The organism is Actinomadura sp. NPDC048955 (genome assembly GCF_040649435.1).
Lineage (GTDB): Bacteria > Actinomycetota > Actinomycetes > Streptosporangiales > Streptosporangiaceae > Spirillospora > Spirillospora luteofluorescens.
The window spans coordinates 1-13,878 of the sequence record NZ_JBEZJI010000047.1; the positions used below are offsets into that span (position 1 = coordinate 1).

General features: G+C 73.3%; 12 protein-coding genes. 7 read left to right on the forward strand and 5 right to left on the reverse strand.

Going from position 1 to position 13,878, the window contains the following annotated elements; genetic code table 11:
- From AB0C84_RS32935 to AB0C84_RS32945, 3 genes are all read right to left on the reverse strand, one after another.
- A partial coding sequence (locus tag AB0C84_RS32935; protein ID WP_361074101.1) for an RNB domain-containing ribonuclease occupies window positions 1–1,428 on the reverse strand: 1,428 nt, incomplete at its 3' end.
- A gap of 102 nt (window positions 1,429–1,530) precedes the next feature.
- Window positions 1,531–2,256 carry a Crp/Fnr family transcriptional regulator gene (locus AB0C84_RS32940; RefSeq protein WP_361074103.1) on the reverse strand — a complete coding sequence of 242 codons (726 nt, stop codon included), beginning with the start codon at window positions 2,254–2,256 and terminating at the stop codon, window positions 1,531–1,533.
- 204 nt (window positions 2,257–2,460) lie between these two features.
- Window positions 2,461–3,381 (reverse strand): 5'-3' exonuclease, encoded by a 921-nt coding sequence (locus tag AB0C84_RS32945; RefSeq protein ID WP_258939867.1) that lies wholly within the window; start codon window positions 3,379–3,381, stop codon window positions 2,461–2,463.
- Between the two features lie 85 nt (window positions 3,382–3,466).
- On the opposite strand from AB0C84_RS32945, the gene AB0C84_RS32950 reads away from it, so the two are divergent.
- The 5 genes from AB0C84_RS32950 (at window position 3,467) to AB0C84_RS32970 (ending at window position 9,789) form a co-directional block, all read left to right on the forward strand.
- Entirely contained in the window at window positions 3,467–4,588 is a 1,122-nt protein-coding gene (locus tag AB0C84_RS32950; protein WP_179841701.1) for a Xaa-Pro peptidase family protein, read from the forward strand.
- A gap of 253 nt (window positions 4,589–4,841) precedes the next feature.
- A complete protein-coding gene (gene ugpC, locus AB0C84_RS32955) occupies window positions 4,842–6,071 on the forward strand; it encodes a sn-glycerol-3-phosphate ABC transporter ATP-binding protein UgpC (RefSeq protein WP_179841700.1) in 1,230 nt (409 codons plus the stop codon).
- Window positions 6,068–7,447: an ABC transporter substrate-binding protein gene (locus AB0C84_RS32960; RefSeq protein ID WP_361074106.1), complete on the forward strand. Its 1,380-nt coding sequence runs from the start codon at window positions 6,068–6,070 to the stop codon at window positions 7,445–7,447. The genes ugpC (AB0C84_RS32955) and AB0C84_RS32960 overlap by 4 nt, the downstream gene beginning before the upstream one ends.
- Window positions 7,448–7,471: 24 nt before the next feature.
- Window positions 7,472–8,857: an ABC transporter permease subunit gene (locus AB0C84_RS32965; protein WP_361074108.1), complete on the forward strand. Its 1,386-nt coding sequence runs from the start codon at window positions 7,472–7,474 to the stop codon at window positions 8,855–8,857.
- A complete protein-coding gene (locus AB0C84_RS32970) occupies window positions 8,854–9,789 on the forward strand; it encodes a carbohydrate ABC transporter permease (RefSeq protein ID WP_179841697.1) in 936 nt (311 codons plus the stop codon). The genes AB0C84_RS32965 and AB0C84_RS32970 overlap by 4 nt, the downstream gene beginning before the upstream one ends.
- A gap of 66 nt (window positions 9,790–9,855) precedes the next feature.
- Here the strand turns inward: AB0C84_RS32970 and ugpC (AB0C84_RS32975) are convergent, their stop codons facing one another.
- Window positions 9,856–11,100: a sn-glycerol-3-phosphate ABC transporter ATP-binding protein UgpC gene (gene ugpC / locus AB0C84_RS32975; RefSeq protein ID WP_179841696.1), complete on the reverse strand. Its 1,245-nt coding sequence runs from the start codon at window positions 11,098–11,100 to the stop codon at window positions 9,856–9,858.
- 146 nt (window positions 11,101–11,246) lie between these two features.
- Here ugpC (AB0C84_RS32975) and AB0C84_RS32980 point away from each other — a divergent pair, with 146 nt between their 5' ends.
- Together AB0C84_RS32980 and AB0C84_RS32985 are read left to right on the forward strand one after the other, a co-directional pair.
- The gene (locus tag AB0C84_RS32980) at window positions 11,247–12,269 is read left to right on the forward strand and encodes a LacI family DNA-binding transcriptional regulator (protein ID WP_361074111.1); all 1,023 of its coding nucleotides are present in this window, start codon (window positions 11,247–11,249) and stop codon (window positions 12,267–12,269) included.
- A 119-nt stretch (window positions 12,270–12,388) separates the two neighbouring features.
- Window positions 12,389–12,829: an Lrp/AsnC family transcriptional regulator gene (locus tag AB0C84_RS32985; protein ID WP_179841694.1), complete on the forward strand. Its 441-nt coding sequence runs from the start codon at window positions 12,389–12,391 to the stop codon at window positions 12,827–12,829.
- Here the strand turns inward: AB0C84_RS32985 and AB0C84_RS32990 are convergent, their stop codons facing one another.
- The gene (locus AB0C84_RS32990; RefSeq protein ID WP_312878880.1) at window positions 12,830–13,765 is read right to left on the reverse strand and encodes a TIGR03619 family F420-dependent LLM class oxidoreductase; all 936 of its coding nucleotides are present in this window, start codon (window positions 13,763–13,765) and stop codon (window positions 12,830–12,832) included.
- Between the last annotated feature and the right edge of the window lie 113 nt (window positions 13,766–13,878).

The window sequence follows — 13,878 nt, forward strand, 5'->3', positions numbered from 1 at the left end:
GGGCGGGGCTCCCGGCGCAGGGGAGACGCGCACCCGGCGGCGCGCCGGGTCCGCCTCCTCCAGCCGCACCCTGACCTGCTCGCCGAGCGGCAGCCCCTCCCCGTCGCAGCGGCCGAACACCGGCGGCGCCACCAGCTGGACGCGCCCGCCGGTGCGGTCGCCGTTCACGTCGACCACCACCGCGTCGAAGACGTCCCCGACGTGGTCGCGCAGGAGCAGCGCCTCCACGAGGTCCACGCATGCGTGGTCGATGTCCGCGCCGCGGCGCAGGGCCCGCTGCATCGCCTCGGGCAGGAGCGGCAGCGCCTCCCGCGCCCATCCCGGGACGGGGCGGTCCGCCGCCAGCGCCAGGCACACCTCCGTGGCGTACCGGTCGGCCAGCCGCCGGATCGGCGCGGTGACGTGCGCGTACGGGGCGGCGACGGCGGCGTGCGCGGCCTGCCCGGGCGGCGCCCCGTCGAAGGCCGTGTAGCCGGCGCCGCGCATCAGCCCCGCCGCGTCGTGCAGGAACGCCGCGTGCCGGGGCAGCGCCGGGTCGAGGGCGCGGACGATGTCCCCGTAGGAGGCGTTCCCCGGCCAGGAGACCTTGAGCGCCCGGGCGGCCAGCCGCAGCCGCTCGACCGCCTCGGCGGGCGCGGGCGGCATGGTGCGCAGCAGCCCGACGCCGCCGTCCAGCATCAGCCGGGCCGCGGCGCGCCCGGTCAGCAGCGAGATCTGCGCGTTCCACGCCTCGGTCGCGAGATCGCCGCGCAGCTTCAGCGCCCAGCCGCCGCCCGCGTGCACGACCTCCTGCTCGGGCAGCGGCAGGCTCACGCCGCCGCGCGCGGCCTCCGCCGCGATGAGCCGCTCGCCGATCTCGCCGAGCAGCGCGATCCGCGGGTCGCCGTCGCCGCGGCGCGCGGTGGCGTAGTCGAGCCGGTCGCGGCTGCGCACGAGGGCGCGCCGCACGTCCACACCGGTGATCCGTCCGGCGTCGTCGATGTCGATCGTCCACGCCACGGCGGGACGCTCCCGGCCGGGCAGCAGGCTCGCGCTCCCCTCCGACAGGGGGCGCGGATGCAGCGGCGCGCTGGCGTCCGGCAGGTAGAGCGTCACGCCGCGGGCGCGCGCCTCGGTGTCGAGCGCGCCGCCCGGGCGCACGAACCCGGCCACGTCGGCGATCGCGTACCGCACGCGGTGTCCGGACCCGCGCCGCTCCAGGTGCATCGCCTGGTCGAGGTCGAGCGAGCCGGGCGGGTCCAGGGTGAAGAACGGGACGTCGCGCAGGTCGACGCGGCCGTTGGAGGGCGGCGCGGACGCGGCGGCCTCGGCGAGGGCGGCGGGCGGGAACGCGCCGGGCACCGAGAACTCGGCGCGGATCCGGTCGAGCCCCGCCCGGACCTCGGCGTCGGCCTCGGCGGTACGCAGTCGCAGCGGTCGGCGCGGCACACAACCGAGCGTACGGGACGAATCCGTCGATCTCTCTAGGAATCTACAATGTAAAGGCGCCGGGTCCGGCGGCCGGAGCGGGCCCGCGGGCCGGGGACGGACTCACTCGTCCGGGGAGCCGGCGAACGCACGCAGCCCCGGCGGGTCCTCCACGGTGATCCTGCGCCAGCCGGTGCTGACCAGCCCCTCGCGCCGCAGCGTGGACAGCGCCCGCGCGACGGTCTCCCGGGAGGCGTCCATCCAGCTGCCGAGCTCCTCCTGGGACAGCGGCGGCCCGATCGCGATCGCCCCGCCGGCGGCGGGCGGGGCGTGCCGGGCCGACAGGTCGGCCAGGCCCGCCAGCAGGATCGCCAGCCGCCGGGCGCCCTGCGCCGACACGTGCGCCCGCAGCCTGCGGTCGGCGTCGTCGAGCCGCCGCACGAACGTGCCGCTGACCAGCCGCCACACCCGCGGGTGGGCGTCCAGGAAGGCGGTGAACCGGGCCGCCGGGACGATCAGCGCCCGGACGTGGTCGAGCGCCTGCACGGTCGCCGACCGCTCCCGGCCGCCGAGCACCGCGCTCTCGCAGACCAGGTCGCCGGGGCCCCGCACGGCGAGCACGACCGCCCGCCCGTCCTCGCCGGTGGAGGTGACCTTCGCCCAGCCCGACTCGATGACGATGATGTGGTCGGAGTCGTCGCCCTGGTAGCACAGGGGAGTCCTCGGCTGGTAGCTCCGCGCCCGCCCGGCGGCCCGCAGCGCCGCGCGCTCCGGTCCGTCCAGCGCGGCCCAGAAACCGCCGCCGGGGCTCGCGGCGCGGGCGCCGCGGGATCTGGTCCGCTCGCTCACGGCACGTCCGCCTCGGGTCCGGGGCGCGGGTGAACCGGTACCCACGGCAATCGGGGGGAGTGGGGCGTTGAGGCCCGAGTGCCGCGGGTACCGGTCGCCTTCATGTGCCAATGAGAACCTCTCACCGCTTCGCATGCTGCTCGCCGGAGACCGCGCTGTCTGTGTCATCTGACACTCTCGGCGCAAATTGCAGCGAGAACGCGGTCAGCGGGAGAGCGCGTTCAGGAGGCGGTTGACCGGACCGGAAAGGTTCCAGGTGTCGGCGAGCCGGACGAGGGCCTCGGCGTCGCGCGCCCCGGCGGGCAGCCGGTCGTCGAGGTCCGCCAGTTCGGGGGCGTCGATGTCGGTGACGACCCGCACCACCGTCTCGGCGGCGGCCAGGTACTCCCGGGCCCCCTCCATCCGGCGGCGCGCGCCCGCCGGGAAGCCCTCGTCGGTGCCGGCGTCCAGCGCCGCGAGGATCGCCTCGACCGACCCGAACCGGGTGACGAGCGCGGCGGCGGTCTTGTCGCCGACCCCGGGCACGCCGGGCAGCCCGTCGCTCGGGTCGCCGCGCAGCGTGGCGTAGTCGCCGTAGCCGCGGCCCGGGATGCCGTACTTGGCCGCGACCTCCTTCTCTCCCATCACCTGCAGGTTCCTGATCCCCCGCGCGGTGTACAGGACGCAGACGGGGGCGCGGTCGTCGACGAGCTGGAACAGGTCGCGGTCGCCGGTCACGATGTCGACCGGCCCGTCCGCCGCGCCCCGCACCGCGAGCGTCCCGATGACGTCGTCGGCCTCGTAGCCCGGGACGCCGGCGCGGGCCAGCCCGAAGGCGTCCAGGACCTGCTCGATGACCGGGAGCTGGGCCTCCAGCGCGTCGGGCGTCTGGTCGCCGCCGTCCTCGGCCACCCGGTGCGCCTTGTAGGAGGGCAGCGCCTCCACCCGGAACGCCGGCCGCCAGTCGGCGTCCATGCAGCACACGAGCCGCTCCGGCCGCCGGTCCTGGACGAGGCGGGCGATCATGTCGACGAGCCCGCGCACCGCGTTCACCGGTGTCCCGTCGGGGGCCGTCACCGACTCGGGGACCCCGAAGAAGGCGCGGAAGTACAACGACGGCGTGTCCAGCAGCATCAGCCCGCTCATGGGGCACATGCTGCCACGCGGGCCGGGTCGGCGGCGTCCGGACGCTCCTGGGATCCTGGTACCGGTCATGGAGAGGATCGGAGAAATGGAGACGGATGTGACAACGGAGTTGTATCCGCGTGAGCGCGTAGGCCTGGTGCGCGAGGCGACGGCGAAGGCGGGCCTCGGGGCGGTGCTGCTGACGCCCGGTCCCGATCTGCGGTACGTCACCGGGTATGACGCCAAGCAGCTGGAGCGGCTCACCTGCCTGGTCGTCCCGGCCGGCGGCGAGCCGTTCCTGGTCGTCCCCAGGCTGGAGCTGCCCGCCGCGCAGGAGTCGCCGGCGGGGTCCCTCGGCGTCGAGCTGGTGCCGTGGGACGAGACCGACGACCCGTACGCGCTGGTGGCCCGCCGCCTGCCGCGGGATGTGGGAACCGTCGGCGTGGCCGACCGGATGTGGGCGGTGATGGCGCTGCGGTTCCGCGGCGCGATGCCCGGAGCCGAGCAGGTCGCGGCCGGGGGCGTGCTGCGCGAGCTGCGGATGCGCAAGAGCGCCGCGGAGGTGGCGGCGCTGCGCGAGGCGGGGGAGGCGATCGACCGGGTGCACCGCCGGGTCCCGGGCCTGCTGAAGGCCGGGCGCACCGAACGCGAGGTCGGCCGCGACATCGCCGACGCGATCATCGCCGAGGGGCACGCGCAGGTCGACTTCGTCATCGTCGGCTCGGGCCCGAACGGCGCCAACCCGCACGCCGAGCTGTCGGACCGGGTCATCCGCCCCGGCGAGCCCGTGGTGGTCGACATCGGCGGGACGATGCCGAGCGGCTACTGCTCGGACTCGACGCGCAACTACTGCGTGGGCGAGCCGCCCGCCGACTACCGCGCGTACTTCGCGGTGCTGGAGGAGGCGCAGCGGGCGTCCTGCGAGGCCGTGCGGCCGGGGGTCACACCAGAGGCGGTGGACGCGGCGGGCCGCGACATCATCGCCGCCGCCGGGCACGGCGAGCACTTCTTCCACCGCACCGGCCACGGCATCGGGCTGGAGTCGCACGAGGAGCCCTACATCGTCGCCGGCAACCGCGAGCCGCTGGAGCCCGGGATGGCGTTCTCGATCGAGCCCGGCATCTACCCCGGCCCGCACGGCGCGCGCATCGAGGACATCGTCGTGTGCACCGAGGACGGTCACACCCCCATGAACGTCACCGAGCGCGGGCTGGTGATCGTGGACTGACGCCGGTCCGGGGCGCCGCCGCGCCCGGACGACCGTGGGCATGAACGGATTTGCGTTCATGCCCACGTGCCGTTTTCGGGCAGCGCAAATTGAGACGGAAACGGCTCGGTAACGATCTCTGTATCAAATGCGCCGGACCGTGCCCCCGCCGGTTGCGATCCGGGTGTCCGGCCCTGTACCTCCTTGTTGCACTGTTACGCGGGAGTAAGTCGAGTTCTTCCGTATCGACGGGCCGTGACGAAGAGGAGACGCCGTGGCAGAGGTCGACCTGACCAGCGTCGGGAAGGTCTATCCCGACGGCACCCGGGCCGTGACCGACCTGAACCTCCACATCGCCGACGGGGAGTTCCTCGTCCTGGTGGGCCCGTCGGGCTGCGGCAAGACCACCGCGCTGCGGATGGTCGCCGGGTTGGAGGACATCTCCGAGGGCGAGGTCACGATCGGCGGGCGGGTCGTCAACCGGGTGCCGTCCCGGGACCGCGACGTCGCGATGGTGTTCCAGAGCTACGCCCTCTACCCGCACCTGTCGGTGCGCGACAACATCGGTTTCGGGCTGTCGCTGCGCAAGCTGCCCAAGGCCGAGATCCGCGAGAAGGTCGACCGGGCCGCGCAGACCCTGGGCCTGACCGACTACCTGGACAAGAAGCCCCGCAACCTGTCGGGCGGGCAGCGTCAGCGCGTCGCGATGGGCCGCGCGATCGTCCGGGAGCCGCAGGCGTTCCTGATGGACGAGCCGCTGTCCAACCTCGACGCCAAGCTGCGCGTCCAGATGCGCGCCGAGATCGCCCGCATCCAGCGCGACCTCGGCGTCACCACCGTCTACGTCACCCACGACCAGACCGAGGCGATGACGCTCGGCGACCGGGTCGCGGTGATGAAGAAGGGGCGCCTGCAGCAGGTCGCGGCGCCGCAGGAGCTCTACGACCGGCCGGCGAACCTGTTCGTCGCCGGATTCATCGGCTCACCGGCCATGAACCTGATCCAGGGCACGCTGTCCGGCGACGCGGAGAACCCGCGGCTGGAGATCGGCGGCCAGACCCTGACGCTCCCGGCCGAGGTGCTGACCGAGCGCCCCGCCCTGGCGTCCCGCCTCGGGGGCGAGGTCGTCGTCGGCATCCGCCCCGAGGACATGGAGGACTCCGAGCTCGTGGAGACGCCCGAGGGGTCCGGGCTGGCCTCCACCGCCGACCTCGTGGAGGCGATGGGCTCGGACGTGCTGGTGCACTTCGCGATCGAGGCGTCCCAGGTCGTCACCGAGGACACCAGGGAGCTCGCGCGCGACGCGGGGACCGACGTGCTGGGGAATCTGGAGAGCCCCCGCACGGACCTGGTCGCGCGGTTCAGCCCGCGCACCCGCGTGAAGGTGGGGGACCCGGTGACGATCCGCGTCGACACCGGCCGCCTGCACTTCTTCGATATCGAGTCCGGCGCGTCGATCTGGGGACCAGGCGACGCCGCTCCGGCCAGGGAGGATGAGGAATGACGGTCAGCTTTGCCGGCGGGGGGACCTCCCCCCGCACCCCCCGACACCGCTCCGCGGGCTTCGGCAGGCGCGTGACGGGAGCCGCCGTCGCGGCGGGACTGCTCCTGTCCGCGGCCGCCGCGTGCGGCGGCGACGACAAGGACAGCGACGGGTCGTCGCCCTCCGGCGGGGGTGAGCTGAAGGGCACCACCATCGAGGTCGCGGCCAAGTGGACCGGTCCTGAGGAGGCGAACTTCCGCAAGGTCCTGCAGGCGTTCGAGAAGAAGACCGGGGCGAAGGTCAACTACGCCTCCACCGGTGAGAACACCGACGCCTACCTCGGCCCGCGCATCGAGGCCAAGAACCCGCCGGACGTGGCGATCCTGCCGCAGCCGGGCCTGATGCAGCAGTACGCCGGCAAGGGGGCGCTCAAGCCCCTGGGCGACGACGTGGTCTCGCAGGTCGGCCAGAACTTCGCGCCGTACTGGAAGGAGCTCGGCTCCTCCGACGGCAAGACCTACGGCGTGATCGTCAAGGCCGCCTACAAGTCGATCCTGTGGTACCGGCCGCAGGCGCTCGACGAGGCCGGCGTCCAGCCGCCCGCGGCGTGGGCCGACCTGACCAAGGCGGCGGGCACGCTGCAGGACGCGGGCACCACCCCGTTCACGCTCGCCGCGGGACCGCAGGACTCCTGGACGCTGACCGACTGGTTCGAGAACGTCTACCTGTCGCAGGCCGGCCCGGACAACTACGACAAGCTCGCCAAGCACGAGATCAAGTGGACGGACCCGAGCGTCGGCAAGGCGCTGCAGACGCTCGCCGAGGTCTGGGGCAAGCCCGACTACCTGAACGGCGGCGTCGCGACCGCGACCAAGACCAAGTTCGACGAGTCGGTCACCCAGGTGTTCGGCCAGCAGAAGGCCGCCATGGTCTACGGCGGTGACTTCGCCGCCGCCAACATCGGCACCACCAAGGCCAAGGTCGGCACGGACGCCAAGGTGTTCGCGTTCCCGAAGGCCGGCGACACCGCCCCGGCGATCCTCGGCGGCGACGTCGCGGTCGCGCTGAAGGACGGCAAGGGCGCGCAGGAGCTGATGAAGTACCTCGCCTCGCCCGAGGCGGGCACGGTGTGGGCCGGGCTCGGCGGCTACCTGACGCCGAACAAGAACGTCAAGCCGGACGCCTACTCCGACCCGATCGCCAAGCAGCTGATCACCCAGCTCCAGCAGGCCGGCGACGCCGCCCGCTACGACATGTCCGACCTGGCGCCCGCCGCGTTCGGCGCGACGCCCGGCAAGGGCGAGTGGGAGGCGCTGCGCCAGTTCGTGCAGAACCCGACCGACGTCAAGGGCACGCAGGCCAAGCTGGAGGCCGAGGCGGCCAAGGCGTACAAGTAGGGCCTACAAGTAGGGAAACCCTGAATGAAGGCTCCGAATGAGGAGGTGCCGCCGGCCGCGACGGCCGGCGGCGCCGCCGCCATCGACGCGCCGCCCGCCCGTCCGGGCCCGCGGGGCGCGCGCGAGCGGCTGACCCCGCCGTCGTGGCTGGCCCTGACGTTCCTGCTGCCGGCGCTGCTGCTGCTCGGCTTCCTCGTCGTGTACCCGATCGTCTACTCGGTGATCCGCAGTTTCTTCGACGCCTCGGGCGACTCGTTCGTCGGCGTCGACAACTACACCGGGGTCTTCCAGGGGCACGACAACCTCGTGGCGGTGCGCAACACCGCCATCTGGGTCGTCGTGGCGCCGACCGTGGTGACCATCATCGGCCTGGTGTTCGCCGTGCTCACCGAGCGGATCCGGTGGGCGACGGTGTTCAAGCTCGTGGTGTTCATGCCCATGGCGATCTCGTTCCTCGCCTCCGGCGTGATCTTCCGGCTGGTGTACCAGCAGGACCCGGACAAGGGCGTGGCGAACGCGGCGATGGTCGCGGTCCACGACATGTTCCGGCAGGACACCACCTACCCGGGCGCCGGGCCGCGCAACGGCGGGAACGCGCCGGTCCGGCAGGACGGCGGCGCCGTGGTCTCGGTGCGGCAGTACTCGGCGGGGCAGAGCGCGCTCGTCCCGCTGCTGAAGATCAAGCCCGAGTACCTGCCGAAGGACGCCAGGCCGGCCGCTCAGCCCCCGGCCGCCAAGCAGGGGGAGCTGACCGGCACGGTCTGGTTCGACTTCACCCGGGGCGGCGGCGGGCAGCAGAACGCCCCGAACTCCGGCGAGTCGGGCCTGCCGGGCATCCGGGTGGAGGCGGTCCAGGGCGGCAAGGTCGTCGCCAAGGCGACCACGGAGGCCGACGGGACCTTCACCCTGCGGAAGGTGCCCGCCGGGACGTACGCGATCCGGCTGCCCAAGGACAACTTCACCACGGCCTACCAGGGCGCCGAGTGGCTCGGCGACACCCTGATCACTCCGGCGATCATCGGGTCGTACCTGTGGGTGTGGTCGGGCTTCGCGATGGTGCTGATCGCCGCCGGGCTCGCCGCCATCCCGCGCGACGCCCTCGAGGCGGCCCGCGTGGACGGCGCCACCGAGTGGCAGGTGTTCCGGCGGGTGACGATCCCGCTGCTCGCGCCCGTCCTGATGGTGGTGCTGGTGACGCTGGTCATCAACGTCCTGAAGGTCTTCGACCTCGTCTACATCATCGGCGGCGGCGATCCGAACGCCAGCGTGCTGGCGCTGCAGATGTGGACCGAGTCGTTCGGCGGCGGCAACGACCAGGGCTCCGGCAGCGCCATCGCCGTGCTGCTGTTCGTGCTCGTGCTGCCCGCCATGCTGTTCAACATCCGGCGAATGCGGCAGGAGCGCAAATGAGCACCGCGGAGAAGGCCGCGCAGGCGCCCTCCGGGGCGGAGGGCGGCGGCGCGGCGGGGGCGCCGCGCCGCGGGCTGGCCGCGCGGGTCGTCGGCCGGGCGGGCGGCGGCGCCGCGCAGGCGCTGCTGGTCCTGATCGCGCTGTTCTGGCTGGTGCCGACCCTCGGCCTGCTGGTCGCCTCGCTGCGCTCGAACGAGGACAACAACGCCGACGGCTGGTGGAACGTGTTCGCCAAGCCGGCGCAGCTGACCGGGGAGTCCTACAGCGCGCTTCTGGACAAGGGCGACTTCGTCGACTCGTTCTGGAACACGGTGCTGATCACCGTCCCGGCGACGCTGCTGGTGGTCGCGATCGCCTCGCTGGCGGCCTACGCGTTCGCCTGGATGGAGTTCCCCGGCCGGGACTGGCTGTTCCTCGGCGTGGTGGCGCTGCTGGTGGTGCCGGTCCAGGTGGCGCTGATCCCGGTCGCCAAGCTCTACGGCTACATCGAGTTCGGAAGCTTCCACATGTTCGGCTCGGTCACCGGCGTGGTGCTGTTCCACGTCGCGTTCGGGCTGCCGTTCGCCATCTTCCTGCTCCGCAACTTCTTCGCGGCGATCCCCCGGGACCTGCTGGAGGCGGCGCGGATGGACGGCGGCTCGGAGTGGACGATCTTCCGCCGGGTGATCTTCCCGCTGGGCGGCCCGGCGATCGCCTCGCTCGGCATCTTCCAGTTCCTGTGGGTGTGGAACGACCTGCTGGTCGCGCTGGTGTTCGCCGACACCGGGTCGCAGCCGATGACCAAGTGGCTGCAGTCGCAGATGCGGCAGTTCACCGGCAACATCGACATCCTCGCGCCCGGCGCGTTCCTGTCCCTGGTCGTCCCGCTGGTCGTGTTCTTCGCCTTCCAGCGCTACTTCGTCCAGGGGGTCCTCGCCGGCTCGGTGAAGTGACGGACCTGGAAAAAGGGAGGTGCCCACGGCCGCACGGGCCGTGGGCACCTCCCTTTTCCTCGGTGCTCAGCCGGACTTGCGCAGGTCCGCGGCGCCGTGCCGCTCGGCGGCGTCGGGGTGGCCGATGGCCAGGCCGCTGGAGGGGTCGAAGAAGTGCAGGCGGCGCGTGTCGACGGCGAGGTCCACGTCCTGCCCCGGGCGCACGTGCGAGCGGGAGTTGACGCGGGCCGTCCACAGCGCCTTGTTGTCGATCAGCGGGATCGCCTCGGTCTCGCCCTCGGCGGCGTCCTCGGCCAGGTCGGCGGTGTCCTTGTGCTCGACCGGCGGCGCGTCGATCGTGAAGATCACGTTGATCTCGCTGCCGAGCTCCTCGGTGACGCTGCTGCGCACCGCCATCGGCGCCCAGCCGGTCTGGGCGTGCGCGGCGTCCTCGAAGTCCGACGGGCGGATGCCGAGGATGACCTTCTGGCCGAAGTAGCCGCTCAGGCCCGGCTTGCCGTCCACGACCGAGGCCGGGACCGGCAGCGTGTAGCCGGCGAAGGAGACCCGCGCCCCGCCGTCGCCGGTCTCGAGGTCGGCGAGCACGAAGTTCATCGCCGGCGAGCCGATGAACCCGGCCACGAACAGGTTGACGGGGTTGTCGAACAGCCGCTGCGGGGTGTCGACCTGCTGCAGCTTGCCCTCGCGCAGCACGCACACCCGCGACCCGAGCGTCATCGCCTCGACCTGGTCGTGGGTGACGTACACGGTGGTGACGCCGAGCCGCTCGTGCAGCTGGCTGAGGGAGGCGCGCATGGACACGCGGAGCTTGGCGTCGAGGTTGGACAGCGGCTCGTCCATCAGGAACGCCTGCGGCTGGCGGACGATCGCGCGGCCCATCGCGACGCGCTGCCGCTGGCCGCCCGACAGCGCGGCCGGCTTGCGGGACAGGTACTGCTCCAGCCCGAGCATCTTGGCGGCGTCGCGGACCTTCTGCTTGATCTCCGCCTTGGGGGTGCCGCGCAGCTTGAGGCCGAACGCGAGGTTCTGCTCGACCGTCATGTGCGGGTAGAGGGCGTAGTTCTGGAAGACCATCGCGATGTCGCGGTCCTTCGGCGCGAGGTCGTTGACGACCTGCTCGCCGATGGAGATCTTCCCGCCGGAGATCTCCTCCAGCCCGGCGATCATCCGCAGCGCGGTGGACTTGCCGCAGCCGGACGGCCCGACCAGCACCATGAACTCGCCGTCGCGGATCTCCAGGTCGAGCCCGTCGACGGCCTTGACCCCGCCGCCGTACACCTTGTCGACCCCGTCCAGCACGATCTTGGCCATCCGAACCCCTTATGGAAACGTTTCCGCCGTCCCCTGCCGAACAGGGGATATGTCGTATTGGCTGGAGTAAACATCATGGAATCGTTTCCAGGGGAGACGTGACCGTGAGAAGATGATCGAAACGGGCGGAAAGGGGCGGCGGTCGGATGGCGGAGCGGCGATCGGCGACGATCAAGGACGTGGCCGCGGCGGCGGGCGTCGGCATCGCCACGGTGTCGCGCGTGTTCTCCGGGACGGGCTCGGCGAGCGCCGCGACCCGCGAGCGGGTGCTGACCGCGGCCCGCGAGCTGGACTACCGGCCGTCCGCGCTCGGCCGGGGCCTGAAGCTGCGCCGCAGCGGAGGCATCGGCCTGGTCGTCCCCGACGTCACCGACCCGTTCTGCGCGGAGGTGGTCGCGGGCGTGCTGGCCTGCGCCCGCACCCTCGGCGGGCACGTCATCGTGGACGCCGCGCACGGCGACCCGTCCCGCGAGGCCGAGATCGTCGACCGGCTCGTCGAGCAGCGGGTCGACGGGATCATCGCGCTGCCCGCCGGGGAGGAGGCCGACTGGCGCGCGGCGGCCCGGGTGTGCTCCAGCGTCGTCTTCGCCGACCGCGTCCTGCCCGGGCTGGCCGACGTCCCGTCCGTCCTGGCCGACGACGCGGGCGGCGTGCGGTCCCTCACCGAGTACCTCGCAGGGCTCGGGCACCGCCGCATCGGGTTCCTCGGCGGCGCGCCGGGCCGCCCCCGGGGCGTGCGCGAGCGCGCGTTCCGCGACACCCTGGCGCAGCTGGGCGTGCCCGTGGAGGAGGACCTGGTCGTGGCCGCCCGCCCCGCCCGCGACGCCGCCTACGCGGCCGCCGCCGGGCTGCTGCAGCGCCGGGCGGACGTCACCGCCGTGCTGGCCGCCGGCCATCTGCTCGGCGAGGCCGCCGTCCTGGTCGCCCGCGAGCTCGACCTGCGGGTGCCGGCCGACGTGTCCATCGCGATGATGGACGACGTCGCGTGGGCGGAGCTGTGCGACCCGCCGCTGACCGCCGTGGCCAGGCCCGGCCACGACATCGGCTACCGCGCCTGCGAACTGCTGCTGCGCGAGCCAGCGCGGCGCGGCAGGGGAGGCCCCGTTCTGCTGCCGACGGAGCTGGTGGTGCGCGGCAGCTGCGGGCCGCTGCGCTCCGCGCGCCGGTAGTGCTGCGCTCCGCGCGCCGGTGGTGCTAGTCGGTACGGCCGACCGCCGAGCCCGCGGGAAAGCCGATCCGTGATGGAACGGGGGCCCATGCACGGGCCATAGCGCGCTAGATTTCCCGCGTGGAGGAGATCGATCGTCAGATCATGGCCCTGCTGGCCGACGACGGCCGGATGAGTTTCACCGATCTGGCCAAGGAGACGGGGCTGTCGGTGTCGGCGGTGCACCAGCGCGTCCGGCGGCTGCAGAAGCGCGGCGTCATCAAGGGCTTCACCGCCCAGCTCGACAACCGGCAGATCGGCCTGCCGCTGACCGCCTTCGTGTCGATCAAGCCGATCGACCCGGCCGCCCCCGACGACGCCCCCGACCGGCTGGCGCACCTGCAGGCGATCGAGGCGTGCCACTCGGTGGCGGGGGAGGAGAGCTACATCCTCAAAGTGCGGGTCGCCTCGCCGAACGAGCTGGAGGACCTGCTGCAGAAGATCCGCGCCGCCGCGAACGTCGCGACGCGCACCACGGTCGTGCTCAGCACCCCCTGGGAGGCGCGGCGGCCGCCGCTGTAGTCAGGCCCCGGGCGCGAACGCCTCCAGGGCCTCCAGGGCGCGGTCGAGCGACGCGTCCGGATCGGCGTCCGGCCCGGTGATCGCGGGGTCGAAGTTCAGGTCGAGGAACAACTCGGTGACGCCCTGCCCGGCCAGCGCCCCGAAGTCGCCGCGGATCTCCTCGAAGGAGCCGGTGAGCGGGCGCCGCTCCTCCCGCCCCGCCGGGCGGACGCGGACCGCGCCCCGGCACACGAACCGCAGCGCGGACGCGTCCCGTCCGGCCTCCCGCGCCGCCTCCCGCACGATCGCGACGGACCGGCCGATCGCGGCGAGGTCGGCGCGGCTGGAGCTGACCCAGCCCTCCGCCAGCCGTCCCGCGCGCCGCAGCGCCGGCTCGGCCCCGCCGCCCAGCAGGATCGGCGGCCCGGACGGCTGGAGCGGACGCGGATCCATGACCACGGGCGGGATGTCGTAGAACTCGCCGTGGAAGCGCGCGGCGTCCCCGGGCCCGCCGGCCCACAGAGCGCGCAGGGCGGCGATGAACTCCTCGGCGCGGGCCCCGCGCCGGGCCATCGGGGCGCCGACCGCGGCGAACTCCTCGCGCATCCAGCCGATCCCGAGCCCGAGGTCCAGCCGCCCGCCGCTGACGTGGTCGAGGGTGGCGGCCTGCTTGGCGAGGATCGGCGGCGCGTAGAACGGCAGGTTCACGACCGCGACGCCGAGCCGCGCCCGGGTGGTGTGGGCGGCGAGGTAGGCCAGGGTGATCAGAGGGTCGGGGACGCCGCGGTAGGTGAGGTCCGTCGACCCGGCGGGGTTGAGGACGCGCTGGAGCGTCCACAGCGAGCGGTAGCCGAGCTCCTCGGCCCGCCGCGCCACCGTCACCTGGTTGCGCGGGGTCGCCCACGCTCCCGACCCCGGCACCGCGAACCCGATCTCCACGGCGTCCCCCTCCCGCACCGGCCGAACCTTACAACGTCAAGGGCGGTGCCCGGGGCCGTGGTTCCCGTCCTCCCGGGGCCGCCCTTCCATCGCCATGGTAGGTACCCGGGCACCGGCGGCCCGACCGCGGG

What these genes read in the sequence shown, in the direction of transcription:
- AB0C84_RS32970 (WP_179841697.1), top strand. Translation starts at nt 8,854, where the DNA reads ATGAGCACCGCGGAGAAGGCCGCGCAGGCGCCCTCCGGGGCGGAGGGC.
- AB0C84_RS32950 (WP_179841701.1), top strand. Translation starts at nt 3,467, where the DNA reads ATGGAGACGGATGTGACAACGGAGTTGTATCCGCGTGAGCGCGTAGGC.
- AB0C84_RS32965 (WP_361074108.1), top strand. Translation starts at nt 7,472, where the DNA reads ATGAAGGCTCCGAATGAGGAGGTGCCGCCGGCCGCGACGGCCGGCGGC.
- ugpC (WP_179841696.1), bottom strand. Translation starts at nt 11,100, where the DNA reads ATGGCCAAGATCGTGCTGGACGGGGTCGACAAGGTGTACGGCGGCGGG.
- AB0C84_RS32945 (WP_258939867.1), bottom strand. Translation starts at nt 3,381, where the DNA reads ATGAGCGGGCTGATGCTGCTGGACACGCCGTCGTTGTACTTCCGCGCC.
- AB0C84_RS32980 (WP_361074111.1), top strand. Translation starts at nt 11,247, where the DNA reads ATGGCGGAGCGGCGATCGGCGACGATCAAGGACGTGGCCGCGGCGGCG.
- AB0C84_RS32960 (WP_361074106.1), top strand. Translation starts at nt 6,068, where the DNA reads ATGACGGTCAGCTTTGCCGGCGGGGGGACCTCCCCCCGCACCCCCCGA.